The organism is Novosphingobium organovorum (genome assembly GCF_022832435.1).
In the GTDB taxonomy this organism is placed as follows: domain Bacteria; phylum Pseudomonadota; class Alphaproteobacteria; order Sphingomonadales; family Sphingomonadaceae; genus Novosphingobium; species Novosphingobium organovorum.
In genome coordinates this window covers 1-19,122 of sequence record NZ_JALHLF010000025.1, presented here as the reverse complement: position 1 = coordinate 19,122, position 19,122 = coordinate 1, and the positions used below count along the sequence as shown (strand labels likewise).

The following is a 19,122-nucleotide window of genomic DNA, read 5'->3' as shown; positions in this document are numbered from 1 at the left end:
CAGCATGCTCGAGGATAGATGAGCACGAATTCGGTTCGGGTGGATCAGTCGAACGGGTTCTGGTCGTCCACCACAAGGTCGGGTTCGGCGTGGGTCACCTTCGAGCCCCACAGCGCGTAGAACAGCACGTAAAGCTCGCAGGCCGCGGTCAGCAGGAACGATGTCTGCAACCCGTAGTTGTCCGCGATCCAGCCCTGCACGATCACCAGCGCACCGCCCGCGATCGCCATGACCAGCAGGCCCGAGCCTTCCTCGGTCAGCGGGCCGAGCCCCTTGATGGCAAGCGTGAAGATCGTCGGGAACATGATCGAGTGGAACAGGCCGACCAGGATCAGCGACCACATCGCGGCGGGGCCCGTGGCGAACGTCGTCACCAGCATGACCACGAAGGCGCCGACCGAGAACACCGCCAAGACCTTGCCCGCATCGAAGCGCTGCATGATCGCCGAGCCCGCGAAACGGCCGACCATCATCCCGCCCCACAGCAGCGAGAGGTAATTGCCCGCCGCTTCGTGCGTCATGTTGCCGATGTCGGGGCGCGAGACGAAGTTCACGAAGAGGTTGGCCACGCCGATTTCGGCGATGAGGTAAATGAAGATCGCCGGAATGCCGAAGACCAGGTTGCGGTGCTTGAACAGCTCCGGGTTGATGAGGTGCGAGCGCTTTTCCTTCTGCGCCTCGCCACGGGTAGACTGCATGGCGGGCAGCGGGAACTTGGCGATGATCACCGCCAGCACCACCAGCACGCCCGCGACGAGCGCGTAAGGCAGGATGACCGAATGCGCGTCCGACAGGCGCTCGGCTTCGGTCAGCACCGTACCGGCCGCCGCCGTGCCCGCCTTCGAGCGGCCCAGGATCAGGTAAGCCCCAAAGAGCGGCGCGAGCATCGTACCCGCCGAATTCATCGCCTGCACCAGATTGAGGCGCGAGGAGGCGGTTTCCGGCTTGCCGACGACCGCGACGTAAGGGTTGGCGGCCACTTGCAGCAGCGTGATGCCGCTGGCGATCACGAACAGCATGACCAGCGTGACGCCGTAGGATGGAATGCTGGCCGCCAGCATCATGCCGAGCGCGCCTGCGGCCATGATCAACAGGCCGATCACCAGCGACTTCTTGTAGCCCACCCATTCGATCAGCTTGGCCGAGGGGATCGAAGCGAAGAAGTAGGCGATGAACCACACCGATTCGATCAGCGTCGTCTGCGTGTAGCTGAGGTCAAACACGCTCTTGAGGTGCGGCAGCAGCGTGTTGTTGATGACCGTGATGAAGCCCCACATGAAAAAGAGGCTGGCCAGCAGCGTCAAGGCGGGGCCATAGCGCACGCCCGGCGCCTGCGGCTGCGCCAGCGCGGCGCCTGAAGAAGTTCCAACTGAAGGCATGTCCATCCTCTCGTCACATGCTGCCGGCAACGCGTGCGACGCGATCCGGCTTGCGCTCTTTCTATTTGTCGGACTATATGCAGCCACCGGCCACGTCAATGGCCGACAATATTACACATAGCCAAAATTCAGCAGACGAACGGGAGCCAGGATTGTGAGGAATATGACCAGGACATTCATGTCGACAGCCCTGTTGGCCCTTTGCGCATCCGTCTCCATGCCCGCGCTCGCGGCGGATGCATCCAAGCAGGCGGCCGGCACGCTCAAGGACGGCACCCAGGTCACCGCCGTCACGCTGAGCGCGGGCAACGGCGTTTCCGCCACGATCCTGACCTATGGCGCGACCCTGTGGAAGTTCATGGCCCCCGACCGCGATGGCAAGGTGGCCGACATCACGCTGGGTTATGACGACCTGCAGTCCTACCAGGACAAGCCCAACTACTGGGGCGCGACGATCGGGCGCTACGCCAACCGCATCGGCAACGCGACCTTCACGCTCGACGGCAAGACCTACCACCTGCCCGGCAACGACCACGGCCAGTCGCTCCACGGCGGCGGCAAGGGCTTCGACGTGCAGAACTGGACGCTCGAATCGATCAAGTCGGGCCCTGAGGCGAGCGCCGTCTTCACGCTCACCAGCCCGGACGGCGATTCCGGCTACCCCGGCACCGTCAAGGCGCGCGTGACCTACTCGCTCGACGAGAAGGGCGATCTCAAGATCGAATTCGACGCCTCGACCGACAAGCCCACGATCATCAACATGACCAACCACGCCATCTTCAACATGGCCGGCGAAGGCTCGGTCGATGGCGCGATGGACAACGTGCTGACCGTCCCGGCCAGCCACTACACCCCGGTCAGCGCCACGCTCATCCCCACCGGCGAGCTGCGCGACGTGGCGGGCACCCCGTTCGACTTCCGCGCGGGCAAGGCGCTCAAGCTCGCGGTGCGTGACGGCAAGGACCAGCAGATCGTCTACGGCCGCGGGGTCGATCACAACTTCGCGCTCGACAAGGGCGTGACCAAGACGCCCGAACTGGCAGCCAAGCTGGAAGATCCCGCCTCGGGCCGCGTGCTCGAAGTGCTCACCACCGAGCCCGGCGTCCAGGTCTATTCGGGCAACTTCCTCGATGGCACCTTCATCGGCAAGGAAGGCCACCTCTACCGCATGGGCGACGGCATCGCGCTCGAACCGCAGCTGTTCCCCGACGCGCCCAACCACCCCAACTTCGCATCGGCCCGCGTCGATCCCGGCAAGCCCTACAAGCATGTCATGATCTACCGCGTTTCGGTCGACAAGTAAGCGTCCAGACATCCACAGGGCAAGGCACCATGACTGACGAAACCAAACCCAAGCTGCGTTCGCGCGCCTGGTTCGACAATCCCGAGAACATCGACATGACCGCGCTCTATCTCGAGCGCTACCTCAACTTCGGCATCAGCCTGGAGGAACTGCGTTCGGGCAAGCCGATCATCGGCATCGCCCAGTCGGGCAGCGACCTGTCGCCGTGCAACCGCCACCACCTCGTGCTCGCCGAACGCGTGCGCGAAGGCATTCGCGAAGCCGGCGGCATTCCGATGGAGTTTCCGGTCCACCCAATTCAGGAAACCGGCAAGCGCCCCGGCGCCGCGCTCGACCGCAACCTGACCTATCTCGGCCTCGTCGAGCTGCTCTACGGCTACCCGCTCGACGGCGTGGTGCTGACCGTGGGCTGCGACAAGACCACCCCGGCCGCGCTGATGGCCGCGGCCACCGTCAACATCCCGGCGATCGCGCTGTCGGTCGGCCCGATGCTGAACGGCTGGCACAAGGGCGAGCGCACGGGTTCGGGCACGATCGTGTGGAAGGCGCGCGAAATGCTCGCTGCGGGCAAGATCGACGACGAAGGCTTCATCAAGCTCGTCGCCTCCTCGGCCCCCTCGACCGGCTATTGCAACACCATGGGCACGGCGACGACGATGAACTCGCTGACCGAGGCGCTGGGCATGTCGCTGCCCGGTTCGGCCGCGATCCCGGCCCCCTACCGCGACCGCCAGGAATGCGCCTGGCGCACCGGCAAGCGCATCGTCGACATGGTCCACGAGGATCTCAAGCCCTCCGACATCCTGACCAAGGAGGCGTTCCACAACGCCATCCGCGTCAACTCGGCGATCGGCGGCTCGACCAACGCCCCGATCCACCTCGCCGCGATCGCCCGCCACATCGGCGTCGACCTGCCGCTGACCGACTGGGAAGAGATCGGCCACAAGATCCCGCTGCTGGTCAACCTCCAGCCGGCAGGTGAATACCTCGGCGAAGACTATTACCACGCCGGCGGCGTGCCCGCGGTCGTCGCCCAGCTCATGGGCCAGGGCCTGATCCACGAGGATGCGCTGACCGCCAACGGCAAGTCGATCGGCGACAACTGCCGCGACGCGACGATCGAGGACGACAAGGTCATCAAGCCGTTCGACCAGCCGCTCAAGGAAGAGGCCGGCTTCATCGTCATGACCGGCAACCTGTTCGACCAGGCGATCATGAAGACCAGCGTGATCTCGGACGATTTCCGCGCGCGCTACCTCTCCAACCCCGATGACCCGGAAGCCTTCGAAGGCCCCGCCGTGGTGTTCGACGGCCCCGAGGACTACCACCACCGCATCGACGATCCGGCGCTCGGCATCACCACCGAGACGCTGCTGTTCATGCGCGGCACCGGCCCGATCGGCTATCCCGGTGCGGCCGAAGTCGTCAACATGCGTCCACCCGCCTACCTCATCACCGAAGGCGTGGGCGCCCTGCCCTGCATCGGCGACGGGCGCCAGTCGGGCACCTCGGGCAGCCCCTCGATCCTCAACGCCTCGCCCGAAGCGGCGGCGATGGGCGGCCTCGCGCTGCTCCAGACCGGCGACCGGGTGCGCATGGACCTCAAGAAGGGCCGCGTCGACGTGCTCATTTCGGACGAGGAACTGGCCCAGCGCCGCGCCGATCTCGAAGCGCGCGGCGGCTTCCCCTACCCCGCCTCGCAGACGCCCTGGCAGGAAATCCAGCGTTCGATGGTCGGCCAGCTCAACACCGGCATGATCCTGGAAGGTTCGGAAAAGTTCCAGCGCATCCACCAGACCCTGGGTCTGCCGCGCAACAACCACTGATCGCCCTTGCCCGGCGGCGGCATCGCCGCTGCCGGGACAGGTCGGGAACGAAAAAGGGCGGCTCTGGGGCCGCCCTTTTTTTGGTCATTTCGCCTCCGAAAGTCGCAAGCACCACCCCAAACGGTTCAGGCGTCGATCACCGCGCTGATGCGGTGAAAGAACGGGTGGTGCGGCGAGGCGCCGTGCTCGATGTGGCGAAACATGCCATTCTCCAGGTGGGCCAGTTGCGCCTCGACCGCAGGAACGCGTTCGCCCTCGCGAATGTCGATGTGTGCCCGCAAGGTGCCATCGAAGTCGAGCGTGATGTGCCGCGCATCGGGGAAGGTCCCCTTCAGCGTATCGCGAATCCCGGCAAGGCGCAGGCTCACGCCAGCGTCTTCTCCGCCGTCACGCACCGCACTGCCTGCCGCTGCCGTTTTCGCCCCGGAGGGATCTTCCATGCCTTTTCCTCATTCGATTGCGATAGGGACAACTGCATAACCCAGCTGCGCGCCGTGGCAAAACCGAACCGTGCACGCGCCGCTAGTGCGGGCCGTAACGCTCGGCCAGATAGGCTGTGGTATGGCGGCCCAGATCCTCGCCGTGGCGCCCTACCCAGCCGTCCGCCGCCTCGTATCCCGCCTTGTGGAGCTGCTGCAAAAGCTCCCACAACGGGGTCATCTTCGATCCCGCGGGCATCGCGGCGAGCGTCGCCTCGTCGTGGATCTCGTGGACGCGCAGCTTGCGCAGCCGCGCCAGCAAGCCCTTGCCGAAGGTCAGCAAGCCGACCTCGTTCTGGATCATCACCAGCCCGCGCATGTCCTTGATAAGCGTCTGGTTGAACGACAGCTCGGTCAGCCGGTTGGAGATGTCGGCGGCGACGCGCGGGGTCTCCTCGCGCGACATGGGGTTGATCGTGACCAGCATCAGGTCATCGTTCGGACTGTTCTGGACCAGCGGGAAGATCGGCGGATTGGCGCTGTAGCCGCCATCCCAGTAATCCACCCCGTCGATCGTCACCGGCGGGAACAGCAGCGGCAGACAGGCCGAGGCGAGCAGGACCTCGGGCGCCATCTCGCGGTTCTCGAAGATGCGCGCGCTGCCGGTGCGCACATCGGTCGCGGAAAGGAACAGGCGCGGCGCCGCGTCCGAGCGCAGCGCGGCGAAATCGACGTGCGCCTCGAGCACCTCGCGCAGCAGGTCCTGCGCGCGCGCACCCATTTCGGGCGAGCTGGGCATCGCGACGTTGCCGAACATGTTCGACCACATCGCCGAAATCGCCTCGAAGGCCATCGGAAAGGCTTCCATCATCGGCAGCAGCGGGCCGGCCTCGCGCCCCGAACGGTGGATCGCCTTCCAGAACGCCTCAAGCGCGCGCCCGGCGCCTTCGCGCCCACCCGTCACGAGCCCGCTGGCGAAGACCGCCGCGTTAATCGCCCCCGCGCTCGCCCCGCTCAACGCCGAAATCCAGATCCGCTCCTCCTCGAGCAGACGGTCGAGCACACCCCAGGTAAAGGCCCCATGCGCACCACCGCCCTGCAAGGCGAGGTCGAGCCCGACTTCACGCGATACCGTCATCCATGCACCTCCTGCCTACGCGCGCCGGGCCCCGACGAGTGGGTTGCCTGTTGCACGAGGCGAAACGAAGAGTAACGCGCGCGGTGCCCGCCGACAATCGTGCGCTCTTCTCGGATAGCTTTGTGTATCCTTGAAAACACATCGGTCCTTCAATGTGATAGACAGGCAAATCAGACAACGTAAAGGCACCCCGACGCCCTTGCAAAAGGCGCGCATCAGTAGGATTATCCCGTAGTGGCTCCGCTGCATTTAGGTGAATTTAACCGTCAATGACCCAAACATCTGCGATGCGGAGCGACACGCCACTTTTCAACCACAAGGCCTTGTGGCCGATTCTCGTGGCGTCGACGTATTTCCTGTGCGCGGTTGCCGCGCTTCACCTGACCGACGGCAGCGACGGACTGGCCACGGTCTGGCCGGCAAGCGGGGTCTCGATCGCCGGACTGCTGCTGGCGCGCAAGGCGCAGCGCCCCCTGCTCGTCGGCGCCATCGCGCTAGCCAGCCTGGGCGGCAACTGGCTGAGCGGGATGCCCGCGCTCGACTCACTGTTCTACACCATCGCCAACGTTGCCGAAGCGGTGATCGGGTTCCTGTGCATCCGGCACATCAACCGGCATGGCCAATCGATCTACAACCCGCTCGCGGTGCTCGAATTCGCGGTGGCGGCCATGCTGACCGGGGTGCTGAGCGCGGCCACCGCCGCGCTGCTGACCGGCGCCGGGCTGGGCCTGATGTTTGTCTCCTGGGCCACGACGGTGACGCTCGGGATCATGATAGTGGTCCCTCTCACCCTCAATATCTTTACCGAATTCAAGGGCCTGTCGACCATTCCTCGCAAACAGTGGCTGCTTTCGGGACTGGTCTTGCTCGCGGTTGCGCTGATCAGCCTGGTGGTCTTCAACCAGACGACCTACCCGCTGCTGTTCCTGCCGCTGATGTGCGTGATCGTGGCAACCTACCTGCTTGGTCCGAACGGCGCGATGGTCAGCATCCTGCTCATCGCGGTGATCGGCTCGAGCAAGACGCTGGGCGCGGAAAGCGGGCCGATCCTGCTGATGCGCCACTCCGATCCCGCGCTCGCCACGCTGTTCCTGCAGTTCTACCTGTTCACCCTGCTGCTTTCCGCGCTGCCGCTGGCCGCGCTGCTGGGCGCGCGCGAACGCATCCTGATGCAGGTCACGCGCGCCAAGCGCTGGCTGGAGATGTCCGAGCAATTCGCCCATGTCGGCCACTGGCGGCTCGACCTTGTGAACAACGATCTGTTCTGGTCCGACGAAGTTTTTCGCATCCACGAACTGGATTCCAGCCAATCGCCTCCGCTCGAGGGGGCGCTTGACTTCTACCACCCCGACGACCGCGCGCTGGTCCAGCGCCAGCTCGAGGCGCTGATCGAATCGACCCGCCCGTTCGATTTCGAAGCCCGCCTGATCACCGCGCGGGGCGAGAAACGCTACGTGCGCAGCCAGGGCGAGCTCGAATTCGACGCCAAGGGCAAGCCGATCGCCATCTTCGGCATCTTCCAGGACGTGACCGAGCGCGCGCTCGCCACGCTGCGGCTGGCCGAGGCGCGCCAACTGGCCGAAGAACAGGCCGACTTCGCGATGGTGCTGGCCCAGACCGATCCCCTGACCGGTATCGCCAACCGGCGCAACGCGCTGGGAACGCTCGAAATGGAGCTTAAGAAGGCGCGCGAGAACCAGACCCCGCTCAGCGTCGCGATCCTCGACATCGACCACTTCAAGACCATCAACGACCAGTTCGGCCACGCCATCGGCGACACGGTGATCCGCAAGGTTGCCGAACTGTGCACGCGGATGATCCGCAATTCGGACCTTGCCGGACGGATCGGCGGCGAGGAATTCGTGCTTGTCCTGCCCGGCTCGGATGCCGAAGCGGCCCGGATCGTGGGCGAACGCGTGCGCCAGGCGATCGAAAGCGCGCTCTGGCCCGCGCCCGGCCCCGAACAGGTCACCGCGAGCATCGGCGTCGCCACGCTTGCCGGGGCGACGAACGCACAGGACTTCCTCAGCGAGGCCGACAAGGCGCTCTACCGCGCCAAACGCGAAGGACGCAATCTCCTGCGCGTCGCAGCCTGAAACCAGGCCACGGCGCACAGGAGACCAACAGGGACCTTTGCAAACCCGCCTTTAGCCTAACCGGGGTTCACGCCACGCAGAGCGGACGCATCTTCGCTTCGGCCTCGCGGTCGGCGACGAAGGCACTGGTCAGCCCTTCGGCGCGCGCCATTTCGAGGATGCCCGCAGTACGCGGACCGATCGCGACGACCCGGCCGCGCACGTCGGCTTCGCTTTCGCCCAGGTATTCGGCCGCAACGTTGATGATCCCGCCCGCGTTGACCACGTAATCGGGCGCGTAGAGGATATCGCGCGCGCGCAGCACTTCGGCGATCTCGGGCGTGGCGAGCTGGTTGTTGGCCGCGCCGCACACCAGAGCGGCCTTGAGCACACCCAGCACCGCCTCATCGAGCGCGCCGCCAAGGGCGCAGGGTGCGAACACGTCCGCCGTCACGCCCGCGATGTCCGCGATCGAGGCGACCTCGGCCCCGAGCTCGCTCGCCAGCGCCTGCGCGCGCTGCGTATCGATATCGGCGAGCACCAGCCGCGCGCCTTCGTCGGCAAGCAGACGCGCCAGGCGCCCGCCAACATTGCCCACGCCCTGGACCGCCACCCGCGCCCCGGCGAGCGAGCCGCCGAACCGGATCGCGGCGGCAGCCTTCATCGCCTCGAACACGCCCAGCGCCGTCCAGGGCGAGGGATCACCGCCCGCAAAGCCCGGCCGCGCGGTGCGCCCGGCGACGTGCCGCGTGGCGTGGGCGATGTTCTCCATGTCCTCGAGCCCGGTGCCCACGTCCTCGGCGGTGACGTAGCGCCCATCGAGCCGGGCCACGGCGCGGCCGAACGCTTCGAACAGGCGGCGGCGGTCGAACTCCCCGGCCGGGCGGCGCAGCACGGCCTTGCCACCACCCAGCGGCAGTTCGGCCGAGGCGTTCTTGTAGCTCATCCCCTCGGCCAGACGCATCGCGTCGACCATCGCGGCTTCGGGCGTGTCGTAGCTCCAGAAACGGCAACCGCCCGCCGCCGGGCCGCGCGCGGTGGAGTGAATGACAATGAACCCGTCGAGCCCGGCTTCCTTGTCCTCAAGACGGATGCACTCTTCGGGTACCGAGCGGGTTGTCGCTGCGACCATGACTTCACTCCTTCAGTTCAGAGGCCCTCTAATGCACCTTTCGCCGTGGAAAATCTTTTCGCATTCTGGCCCCTTTGCCCCGATTTTTGGATGCATTGACCTTTATATCGCCCTATTGTGGTCAATATGACCGAGCTTGACGCATACGAGCGAAAAATCCTCCGCGAACTCCAGCGCGACGCGAGCCAGACCACCGCGCAGATCGCCGAAAAGGTCGGGCTATCCTCCTCGCCCTGCTGGCGGCGGATCGACCGGATGGAGCGCGAGGGCATCATCCAGCGCCGGGTCGCGTTGGTCGATCGCGAAAAAGTCGGGCTCAACGCGCACGTCTTCGTGCAGGTCAAGCTCAACGCCCACGGCCGCGCCAACCTCGACGAATTCGCCGCCAAGATCCGCGACTTTCCCGAGGTGCTCGACTGTTACGTGATGATGGGCGCGATCGATTTCATGATCCGCGTCGTCGCCGAGGACATCATGGCCTACGAGCGGTTCTTCTTCGGCAAGCTGTCGCAGCTGCCCGGCGTGCAGGAAGTCAATTCAATCGTCGCGCTTTCACAGATCAAGGCGACGACCGAACTGCCGATCTAGTGGATTGATTTTGCCATTTGCATCCCCTGACGGCTGGGATGGGCCTGCAAATGGCAAAAATCGTAAAATCCAATAGAATCAAATGAATGCTAGTGGTTCGAAGAGATTCTGACATTTCNGATGGGCCTGCAAATGGCAAAAATCGTAAAATCCAATAGAATCAAATGAATGCTAGTGGTTCGAAGAGATTCTGACATTTCAGCGCGCCCTATCCGATAGGGTATCAAATGTCAGAATCGAACCACTAGCATGGCGATGGGGAGAGCCGCGAGCCCCTTCAGGCCGCTTCGGCAACCCATTCGCGGCGCAGATGCGGCCCCGCAATTCCCATCAGCACCGCAGCGACCAGATAGAGGACGAGCGCGAAAAGCATCGACATGCGCAGCGCCTCATGCCCGTAGAGCGGGGTCAGCGCGCTCGACAGCGCGCCCAGCGCGTAGATGCCCCCGCCCAGCCCGATGAGGTTGTTGATCAGCAGGAACAGCGCTGAGGCGGTCGCCCGCGCGGGCGGCTCGACCAGATGCTGGATCGCCGATGTCACCGGGCCGAGCCAGACATAGGCCAGGGCCTGGGGCACGAGGAACAGCGCAAAGGCGATCATCACGTGGGAAGTCCAGATGCCGCCCGCGAACAGCGGCACGGCGACGACGTAGGCGCAGGCCGGAACCCAGCCGTAGAACGCGCGGTCCGCGCCCCCTAGCCGGTCGGCCAGCGCGCCGCCAAGCAGCACCCCCGCGGTCCCGCCGATCAGCAGCACCGCGCCGAAGAACCACGAGGTCTGTTCCAGATCGAGCCCGAAGCTGCGCTGGAGCAGACTGGGCATCCAGAACGCCAGGCCATAGCCCAGCATCGAACTCGACGCCGCGCCGAAGCTGAAGAACCAGAACGCCTTCTTGCGCGCAAGCAGGCGCGCGACGGTGGAGAGCCTGGCCCGTTCGTCCCCGGCGCCGATCGTCGGCGCGCGCGGCCGGTCGCGCACCACGAGCTTGAACAGCGGCGCGATCAGCACCCCGCACAGCCCCACCACGAGGAACGCCGCGCGCCAGTCCACCCGCGCCGCCACCCAGGCCCCCGCAAGCACGCCGGTCGCCGATCCGATCGGGATGCCCAGCGAATAGATCGAAAGCGCAAAAGCCCGCCGGTGGCTGGGGAAATGATCGCCGATCACCGCATAGGACGGCGCCACGCCGCCCGCCTCGCCCACGCCCACGCCCAGACGAGCAAGGAAGATATGCCAGAACCCGCTCGCCAGGCCACAGGCGGCGGTGAACGCGCTCCAGCACACCAGCGAACCGGTAATCACCCAGGAACGGCTGGTGCGGTCCGCCAGCGAAGCCAGCGGCACGCCCAGCACCGAATAGAGGATCGCGAACGAGGTCCCGCCAAGAAGCCCCATCTGCGCGTCCGACAAGCCCAGTTCGGCCTGGATCGGAGCGGCTAGGATCGAGAGAATCTGCCGGTCGACGAAGTTGAAGATGTAGACCAGCAACAGCATCGCCAGCACCCGATTGGGCGAGACGCCCGAAGCAGCCTTGCGCGTGGCATGAGCGGAGGCGGAGGCGGGAGCCGGGGCTGCGGGTTCGGACGAAGTGGCCATGGTCAGCCCAGATGCTCCTTCAGAAAGGCCAGGATGGCGGTCAGCGCCGCCGGTTCGTCCAGGATCGGAGCGTGACCGACGCGCGCGATCTCCACCGCGCTATAGGGCCCCGAATGGCGCTGCGCCATCTGCGCGAGCGTCGCGCGCCCCAGCAGGTCCGACAGCGCACCGCGCACGACCAGTACCGGCAGCGCATCGAGCGCATCCCACAAGGGCCACAGGTCGGACGGCACGACGCTGGGCTCCTCCCCCGCGACGCCTTGCGCGATGGCCGGGTCGTAAGCGAAGGAAACGCTTCCATCGCTGTTCTGCGTGCAGGTGCGCCGCGCGAAGGCCATCCATTGCGCCGCGCCGAAATCGGGAAAGGCCGCCGCGTTGATCGCCCGGCAACGCGCCGCCGCCTCGGTCCAGCCAGTCATTGCGGTGCCGGGCCCGACATAGCCCTGGATGCGCGCCAGCCCTTCCGCTTCGAGCACCGGGCCGATGTCGTTGAACACCATGGCCGAGGCAAAGCCCGGCCGCATCGCCTGCATGACCAGCGCCATGAGCCCGCCCATCGAGGTTCCGACCACCGCGCACGACGCGATGCCGAGCCCGTCGAGCAGCGCGAACATGTCGGCGCAATAGACTTCGGGGCGGTACTGCGCCGGGTCATCGTCCCACTGCGAAAGGCCGCGCCCGCGCTGGTCGGGGACGATGAGGCGATAGTCACCCGCCAGATGCGCGACGAGCGGCTCGAAATCAGCGCTGTTGCGCGTCAGCCCGTGCATCAGCAACAGCACCGGCGCGCCCGTGCGCGTGGCCGGATAGTCGCGCGCGACCAGATCCAGCCGCCCGCAGGCGCTGCGATAACGGTGGAGCGCGTAGTTCATCGGGATCGTTTCCTTCTTGCATGTTTTCCCGGCAACCCAATGGCCGGCCCGACCCGGATCGTCCCCGCCAGGCCGGACCGGCCAGGGCCGCCTTCGCCCCGCCCCAACGCCGCCCCCTCGCGCCGCGTTCCGCGCCGGCGCGAGGGGGCGAGCGATCAGAACGCGAGCGAGGCGGTCACGAAAACCTGGCGCGGGTTGCCGTAGAACGCGGTCAGCGTGCCTTCGGTGCCCAGCGTCGAGGTCAGTGGCTCGACCAGTGTCCCGGTCAGCGCATCGGTCGCCATGAAGGTGTAGCCCGAGGTCTTGTAGCGCTTGTTCGTCAGGTTCTTGCCGTGCAGCCCCACGCTCCAGCGCCCGCCGGGCGCGGTGTAGACGATATTCGCGTCCAGCAGCGCATAGGCGCCCTGATCGAGATAGGGGTTGGGCACTTCGAACTGGTAGGTCTTGCTCTTGAACGAGACCGTACCGCTGAGCGACAGCTCACCCGGCCCCATCGGCGTATCGTAGCCCAGCGTACCGCTGCCGGTCCATTCGGGCGTGTTCTGGATCTTGCGGTACTTCGACACGTCGGTCGGCACGCTGGCGATGTTGGCGATGTATTCGGTGTAGCGCGCGTTGATCCAGCCGAGCGATCCGGCGAAGGTAATGCGATCGCCGGCCCCCGCCACATCGCGCGCGAGCGTCGCGTTGGTTTCCAGTTCGACACCGTCGATCTTGGCCTTGCCCGCGTTGGTGATGATGCCGCAGAAGGTCGGCAGTCCGCCCACGGTGCAGCCCGCCGAGCCGGGAATCTGAACGTCGGTATAGTCCATGTGGAAAGCGGCCAGCGCGACGTAGAGATCGCCGTGCATCAGGTTGCCCTTGTAGCCGATCTCGTAGCTGTTCACGCTTTCAGGCTTGAAGCTGAGGTAATCGGCCACTTCGGCGTCGCTCGGCACGCCGCTCGCGTTGCTCGTCGGCGCGTTGACGCCCACGCCGCGCGGGTCGAACCCGCCGCCCTTGAAGCCCTGGCTGAAGCCGCCGTAGATGTTGTGATCGGGCGTCGGCTTGAACGACAGCGAGACGCGCGGGGTGAACTTCTTGAACACCGCAGAACCGGTGAAGTCGGTGCTGGGCGAACCGTAGGCGATGCCCGCCCCGCCAAACACCGGCGAACCGCCGCCGAGGTAGTTCTGGCGCAGGATCGAGGCGCTGCGCTTGTCCCAGGTATAGCGCCCCCCCGCCGAAAGGCTGAGCCGGTCGGTCAGGGCCAGCGTGAAATCGCCGAACATCGCCCAGGTGTCGGTATCGACGTCGGCCTCGGTGAACGCGGTGAGCCCGGCGTAGACGTTGAAGATGCGCACGTCGAACTGGGTGTCCGCGCTCGCGGTCAGGTAATAGAAGCCGACCAGCGCCTGGAGCGCGCCGCCGTTGTCGTACTGCAGCTGGAATTCCTGGCTGAGCTGTTCGTTCTTGTAATAGGCCGGAACGTCCAGATCGACCGCGGGCAGCGCGTCGAAATCGATCGGCGAGGCGCTCGAATCCTTGCGCCAGGCGCTGATCGACTTGACCGTGAAACTGTCCGACAGGTCCGCGCTGGCGTTGATCGCAAAGCCATAGGCCTCGACGTACTGCTTGGGATCGGTGAGCCCGCCTTGCGTGTTGTAGACGTTCTTGAGCACCGGGGTGTCGGTCGCGAAGCTGGTCACCAGACGGTGGCCGCCGCGCGCGTTCGAATTGTCCTTGGTGTAATCGCCCGAGATCTTGATCAGCACCGGCTCGCCATAGCCGCCCAGTTCCAGGCTCGCCCGGCCCGCCCAGATATCCTTGTTGTAGTTTTCCTCGCCCGTCGTCAGGTTCTTGCCAAAGCCGCCGCGCGACAGCCGGGCAACTGACCCGCCCACGCGAATGAGGTCGGTGAGCGGGGTCGAGGCGGTGACTACAAGGTCCGCCTGCTTGTAGCTGCCGAGCGAACCGCGCATCTTGAACGAAGGTTCGAGCGGCAGGTTCTTGGTTACGTACTTGACCGCGCCACCAATCGTGTTGCGCCCGTAGAGCGTGCCCTGCGGGCCGCGCAGGACCTCGATGCGCTGAACATCGTAGATGTCGAGCACGGCGGCCTGCGGGCGGTTGAGATAGACATCGTCGAGATAGATGCCCACGCCCTGCTCGAAGCCCGAGACCGGATCCTGCTGGCCAATGCCGCGGATGAAGGCCGAAAGCGTCGAATTGGTCCCGCGCGAAGGTTCCAGTGTGACGTTGGGGGCGGCCTGCGCGATTTCGGTGACGTCGAGCGCGCCCGACTTGGCAAGTTCCTCGCCCGAAAAGCTCGACACCGCGATGGGTACGTCGACCAGCCGTTCCTCACGGCGGCGGGCGGTGACGATGATCTCGCCGCCGGTGGCCTCTTTTGCAGCGGGGTCGTCCTCTTCCTGCGCGAAGGCAGGGGCCGAGAACGTAAGGCAGCCAAGCCCGGCCATGAGGGCCAGACCACTCGATTCGAAGCGACGGAAACGCGCCTTGCTCATTGCATTCACTCCCATGAACGTCTTTTTGTTGCCCTCTGCATATTGATAGTTGAACCGAGTTTCAACAACGAAGATTTGCCAAGCGCCACGCGACGCGGTAGCTGTTGCCCGGTGAGCACAGACACCCCGCCGTTTGACGAGCCCCCCTCCCCCGGCGTCCCTGCGATGGCGCCGGCCAGCGCCGATCCGGCCGCCGATCCCGTGGCTGTGACCTCCGACAAGATATCCGATAAGGCGCCGCGCACCGAACGCGGGCGCAAGACGCGCCAGAAACTGCTCGACGCGGCGGCCAGCGAATTCGGCGAGCGCGGCTTTCACGAAGCCTCGATCACCAGCATCACCCAGCGCGCGGGCACGGCTCTGGGCAGTTTCTACACCTATTTCGATTCCAAGGACGAGATCTACCGCGCGCTGGTCGACCACCTCAGCTCACGGGTGCGCGAAGCCGCGCGCGAATCGCGCCGCTCGGACCTCGAAGCGCTCGAAGCCGAACGCGTCGCGCTGACCAACTTTCTCAACTTCGCGGGCACCCACAAGGAAATCTACCGCATCATCGACGAGTGCGAATTCGTCGATCCGGCAACCTTTCGCACGCACTACGAATCGACCGCGCAGCGCATCTTCGAACGGCTCGGCGAAGGCGCCCGCAAGGGCGAGGTGCGCGCCGACATCGAGGAAGCGCACGCCTGGGCGATCATGGGCATGAACGTGTTCCTGGGCCTGCGCTACGCGGTCTGGTCGCAGGAACGCGACCCCGCCGAAGTCGCCGAAATCGCCAATTCGATCCTGCGTGGAGGCCTCCTCCCCAGACCCTGACAACCGCCCCCGGCGCGCGCGGCGTTAACCACCGGGTGCGCACGAATCCCGTGATGGGACAGTAAGATGGCAAGCTCTGGCGTTACGCCGCGATCTTTGCCATCGTGCGCTGTGATGCCCCCGGCGCCGGGGCCGTTACGGCGCGCTGCCAACCAGACCGGACACTCGTGAGTTCTCGCCTTTTCCTGCTTTCGGGCCTCGTCGCGCTGGCGCTGATCGGCGTCGCGATCGTGCTTGCCGCCGCCCCGCGCGGCGAACGCGCCGCCTCGCTGGCACGGGTCGATGCCGCGGGAGCCCAAGCCCGGCTCGACCATGCCGCCAGCGCCGCGCCCAAACCTGCGCCCTCCCCCGCATCCATGGTTCCGGCCGATGCGGGGCCTTTCGTGATCAAGCGGATCCTGCCGATCAAGGGGGCGATCAAATACGGCGAATGGCACTGGGACGAGAGCGGCGCCCCGCAAGGCCCAATCGTCATCACCGTCGACCTCGAGGCGCGCGTGCTATCGGTGTTTCGTGACGGGTACGAAATCGGCGCGAGCGCGGTGCTGCTGGGCACGCAGGACAAGCCCACGCCGCTCGGCGTGTTCCCCATCACCCAGAAGGACAAGGACCACGTCTCCAACATCTACACCGGCGCCCCCATGCCCTACATGCAGCGCCTGACCAACGACGGCATCACCCTGCACGGCTCGGACCATGTCCAGAAAGGCTATGCCAGCCACGGCTGCGTGGGAATGCCGGTGCCCTTTGCCGCCAAACTCTTCGCGGTCACGAAACTGGGCGACAGGGTCTATGTCACGCGCGGCAAGCGCGTGGGCCTGGGCGACGATCTCGAGGGCCGCTGAGACCCGGTCCCTGCGCGAACGGTGCCCTACATCGGCGCGAAGGCTGGTGGCGAACCCCGGATCGCCCCGGCCCAGTACGTACCGTCGTAAGCGTAGCCAGAGCGCGCGCCTGAGACCGGTTCGAGCGAGATGGCTGGCGGCCCTTCTCCTGCGCCCGCTTCTTCGCCGGCGTTTCCAGCGCAGTCATGATCGCCGCACTCGACCTGCTCCGTCGGGATCGGCACGCCCGGAAGCAACGCCACGCCCGCTTTGAGCTGGCAGAACCAGGCCGAACCCGAGGCGTAGCGCATGTCGAGCGCGATCACCGATCCGCTGTTTACCAGATGCATCACCATCGGCTTGTAAGCGATGCCCGGCCGGACGATGGGCTGCCGTGAAGCGTGCACATTGCCGACCAGCACCAGCGTCAGGTCATAATGGCCCCCACGCGCGGCCTCGGCAATGTTGCGGGCCTGCGCCGCCTCATGCGTGGCTTCGGGCGTGCTCTCGCCAAGGCTTGCGCCCTGCGCGGCGTCCTTGACGCCGTTGAACGCGACGACGCGAATAGCGGCTCCTGCGCTTTCCTGCGCATGAAGACGGATCAGCCCGCCAAGCACCGCCTGGCTGATGACACCCTTGCCCGTGCCCTTCCAGTCCGGCCCACCCAGCGCCGCCACGAAGCCGCTCTGGTCGAGCGCCCAGGCCGCCTGCAACCGGGCATCGAGCGCGGCGTCCATCTCGATCGCGACAAGCACCCGCTTGCCCTGCGCGGCCAGCGCACAGGCCGTATTTTCGAGGAATGCAGGCGCCTGAGCCGTGCCGTGCAGTTCACCCAGAACCACGAAATCGGGCCGACGCGCGGCGAGCGCCTCCCAGCCTTCGGGCAGGTGGCAGGCCGAACGGCGGCCATCTTCAGCCCCCCCGTCATGAGTCTCTGGCGCCTCGGCGCCGGCCGCACCGCCCGCCGCAGCGAGCAGGCCCGCAGCGCTCAGGCCCGCGAAGACCAGCCTCATCCGCCATGCCCTGCGCCGCATGGTCCCGAAACGCCCCTGTCTCACACGCACGCGCTCCCGCTGCCCGCAATGCGATCAGGTTAGAGGAAAAAGATCCGGGCTCAACCTTTGGGCTCGGGCCTTGGGCCAACCCCCTGGGTTCAATCCTCGCCCGAAGGCGTATCCAAGCCACGCCGGGCTGCGGGCGCCTTCACGGCGCGGCGCGGGGCCCTGGCAAAGCTCCAGCCGCCCGCGTTGGGGCGCACCACCAGATTGCCGATCGAGGCCGGACGCCCTGCGCAGAGCGTTTCGAACAGGCGCGCGATGGCGCTGCCGCGCGCCTCCTGCCCGTCCAGTTCGGCAACGAGCCGTGCCACCACGCGCAGCGCCACCGCGCGCGGCGCCTGCGGGCGATAGCGCAGCCCCATCGGCTCCTTCTTGATGCACGAGCGCCATTCGAGGTCGGCCATCCAGTCCAGTGCCGCGTCAGCGTCAGCCAGGTTCGCCGCGCTCTGGGCAATTGCCGGAACGTCGAGCCAGTCGGCCCCGGCGAGCGCCTTGCGCAGCCGCACCCGGTCGTAGTGATCGTCGCGGTTCGAAGGGTCCTGCGCTGCGACCACTCCGGCCTCCTCGACCACCTGCGCCAGCTCCGCGCGGCGCCAGCCGAGCAGCGGGCGCAGCAAGGGAATCGAGGTTTCGGGCACGCGCCCCAGCGCGCGCGCACCGGCCAGCCCGGCCACCCCGCTCGCCCGGTTGAGCCGCATGAGCAGGGTTTCGGCCTGATCGTCGGCATGATGCGCCGAAGCCAGCGCGGCCAGATCGCGCGCCTCCACCCAGCCCGCCAGCGCCGCATAACGCGCCTGACGCGCCATCGCCTGGACATTGCCTTCAGGAACCGCCACCGCGAGCACCGCGTGGGGCACGCCGATCCGCGCGCAGAGCGCGGCGACATCGGCCGCCTCGCGCGCGCTTTCCGGGCGCAGGCCATGATCGACCGTGGCGGCCTCGATCCGTCCGGGCAAGGCGGCTGCGGCGAGCAGCAACAGCGCCAGACTGTCCGGCCCGCCCGACACCGCGATCCCCAGCCGCGCACCGGGCTCGGCGATGGCCCAGTCCCACAGCGCGGCGAGATCGGCGTGAAGCCGCTCTACGCGCTGCGGATCGAGCCCGGCCAGCGGGCCTTGCGGGTCAGTTGCAGGTGAGCCCATTGCGCGTGGAGGCATAGAGCGTGCCCAGACGCCCGGCCGCTTCGGCGGCGTACGTCTGGCTGAATTCGGCCAGCGCGATGCAGGCGCGCTTGGTGTCCTTCATCTTCTTCATCGACACCGCGAGATAGAGCAGGCTGTCGGGGGCGCGGGCGCCCTGCTTGTCAGCCTGGTAGTTCTGCAGGAACCACTTGGCCGCCTCGCCCGGATTGCCATCGTCAAGCCAGGCGCGGCCAAGCAGGTTGCGCGCGAACGAGGCCATCTTGTGGTTCGGGTACTTCTCGAGGAAGGTCTTGAGCTGCTGGCGCGCCTCGGGGAAGTAGCCGGCATCCCACAGGCGGAAGCCGTAGCTGTACTCGTCGTCAGCCGGATCGCTGGTCTGCGGCTTGACGATCGCGGCCACCCCCGCGACGCGTTCGCTCGACGCCGGGGCGGGCGCGCTGGTCGCG

At 66.4% G+C, this 19,122-nt stretch carries 16 protein-coding genes; 6 read left to right on the top strand and 10 right to left on the bottom strand.

From position 1 onward, the window contains the following. Positions 1-44: 44 nt before the first annotated feature. Positions 45-1,379, bottom strand: a complete 1,335-nt coding sequence (locus MTR62_RS08760; protein WP_244019147.1) for a sugar MFS transporter — start codon at positions 1,377-1,379, stop codon at positions 45-47. Positions 1,380-1,542: 163 nt separating this feature from the next. Here MTR62_RS08760 and MTR62_RS08755 point away from each other — a divergent pair, with 163 nt between their 5' ends. Further along, positions 1,543-2,682, top strand: a complete 1,140-nt coding sequence (locus MTR62_RS08755) for an aldose epimerase family protein (protein ID WP_407672649.1) — start codon at positions 1,543-1,545, stop codon at positions 2,680-2,682. A gap of 29 nt (positions 2,683-2,711) precedes the next feature. Next, a complete protein-coding gene (locus MTR62_RS08750; RefSeq protein WP_244019143.1) occupies positions 2,712-4,508 on the top strand; it encodes an IlvD/Edd family dehydratase in 1,797 nt (598 codons plus the stop codon). Between the two features lie 125 nt (positions 4,509-4,633). Here MTR62_RS08750 and MTR62_RS08745 read toward each other — a convergent pair whose 3' ends face one another. Both MTR62_RS08745 and MTR62_RS08740 read right to left on the bottom strand, forming a co-directional pair. Next, positions 4,634-4,948, bottom strand: a complete 315-nt coding sequence (locus MTR62_RS08745) for a hypothetical protein (RefSeq protein ID WP_244019141.1) — start codon at positions 4,946-4,948, stop codon at positions 4,634-4,636. An 82-nt stretch (positions 4,949-5,030) separates the two neighbouring features. Further along, positions 5,031-6,065, bottom strand: coding sequence for a patatin-like phospholipase family protein (locus MTR62_RS08740; protein WP_244019138.1), 1,035 nt, complete (start codon positions 6,063-6,065; stop codon positions 5,031-5,033). A 287-nt stretch (positions 6,066-6,352) separates the two neighbouring features. On the opposite strand from MTR62_RS08740, the gene MTR62_RS08735 reads away from it, so the two are divergent. Continuing rightward, positions 6,353-8,161 (top strand): sensor domain-containing diguanylate cyclase, encoded by a 1,809-nt coding sequence (locus MTR62_RS08735; protein WP_244019136.1) that lies wholly within the window; start codon positions 6,353-6,355, stop codon positions 8,159-8,161. Positions 8,162-8,228: 67 nt separating this feature from the next. Here the strand turns inward: MTR62_RS08735 and MTR62_RS08730 are convergent, their stop codons facing one another. Next, positions 8,229-9,272: a Leu/Phe/Val dehydrogenase gene (locus tag MTR62_RS08730; RefSeq protein WP_244019126.1), complete on the bottom strand. Its 1,044-nt coding sequence runs from the start codon at positions 9,270-9,272 to the stop codon at positions 8,229-8,231. A 126-nt stretch (positions 9,273-9,398) separates the two neighbouring features. On the opposite strand from MTR62_RS08730, the gene MTR62_RS08725 reads away from it, so the two are divergent. After that, the gene (locus tag MTR62_RS08725; protein WP_244019124.1) at positions 9,399-9,860 is read left to right on the top strand and encodes an Lrp/AsnC family transcriptional regulator; all 462 of its coding nucleotides are present in this window, start codon (positions 9,399-9,401) and stop codon (positions 9,858-9,860) included. A gap of 277 nt (positions 9,861-10,137) precedes the next feature. On the opposite strand, the gene MTR62_RS08720 is transcribed toward MTR62_RS08725, so the two are convergent. The 3 genes from MTR62_RS08720 to MTR62_RS08710 form a co-directional block, all read right to left on the bottom strand. Next, complete coding sequence (locus tag MTR62_RS08720) at positions 10,138-11,355, bottom strand: spinster family MFS transporter (protein ID WP_244019216.1); 1,218 nt, start codon at positions 11,353-11,355, stop codon at positions 10,138-10,140. Between the two features lie 104 nt (positions 11,356-11,459). Beyond that, complete coding sequence (locus MTR62_RS08715; RefSeq protein WP_244019122.1) at positions 11,460-12,329, bottom strand: alpha/beta fold hydrolase; 870 nt, start codon at positions 12,327-12,329, stop codon at positions 11,460-11,462. 155 nt (positions 12,330-12,484) lie between these two features. Then, on the bottom strand, positions 12,485-14,836 hold the full coding sequence (locus MTR62_RS08710) for a TonB-dependent receptor (RefSeq protein WP_244019120.1): 2,352 nt from the start codon (positions 14,834-14,836) through the stop codon (positions 12,485-12,487). A 165-nt stretch (positions 14,837-15,001) separates the two neighbouring features. Between MTR62_RS08710 and MTR62_RS08705 the strand changes: the two genes are divergently transcribed. Then, entirely contained in the window at positions 15,002-15,652 is a 651-nt protein-coding gene (locus MTR62_RS08705) for a TetR/AcrR family transcriptional regulator (protein WP_244019214.1), read from the top strand. A 167-nt stretch (positions 15,653-15,819) separates the two neighbouring features. Next, a complete protein-coding gene (locus MTR62_RS08700) occupies positions 15,820-16,497 on the top strand; it encodes a L,D-transpeptidase family protein (protein WP_244019118.1) in 678 nt (225 codons plus the stop codon). A 26-nt stretch (positions 16,498-16,523) separates the two neighbouring features. On the opposite strand, the gene MTR62_RS08695 is transcribed toward MTR62_RS08700, so the two are convergent. From MTR62_RS08695 to MTR62_RS08685, 3 genes are all read right to left on the bottom strand, one after another. Continuing rightward, the gene (locus MTR62_RS08695) at positions 16,524-17,489 is read right to left on the bottom strand and encodes a hypothetical protein (protein WP_244019107.1); all 966 of its coding nucleotides are present in this window, start codon (positions 17,487-17,489) and stop codon (positions 16,524-16,526) included. Positions 17,490-17,629: 140 nt separating this feature from the next. Further along, entirely contained in the window at positions 17,630-18,676 is a 1,047-nt protein-coding gene (gene tilS, locus MTR62_RS08690; RefSeq protein WP_407672653.1) for a tRNA lysidine(34) synthetase TilS, read from the bottom strand. Then, positions 18,657-19,122: tetratricopeptide repeat protein (locus MTR62_RS08685; protein ID WP_244019100.1), on the bottom strand; the 466-nt coding region annotated here is incomplete at its 5' end. The genes tilS and MTR62_RS08685, both read right to left, overlap by 20 nt.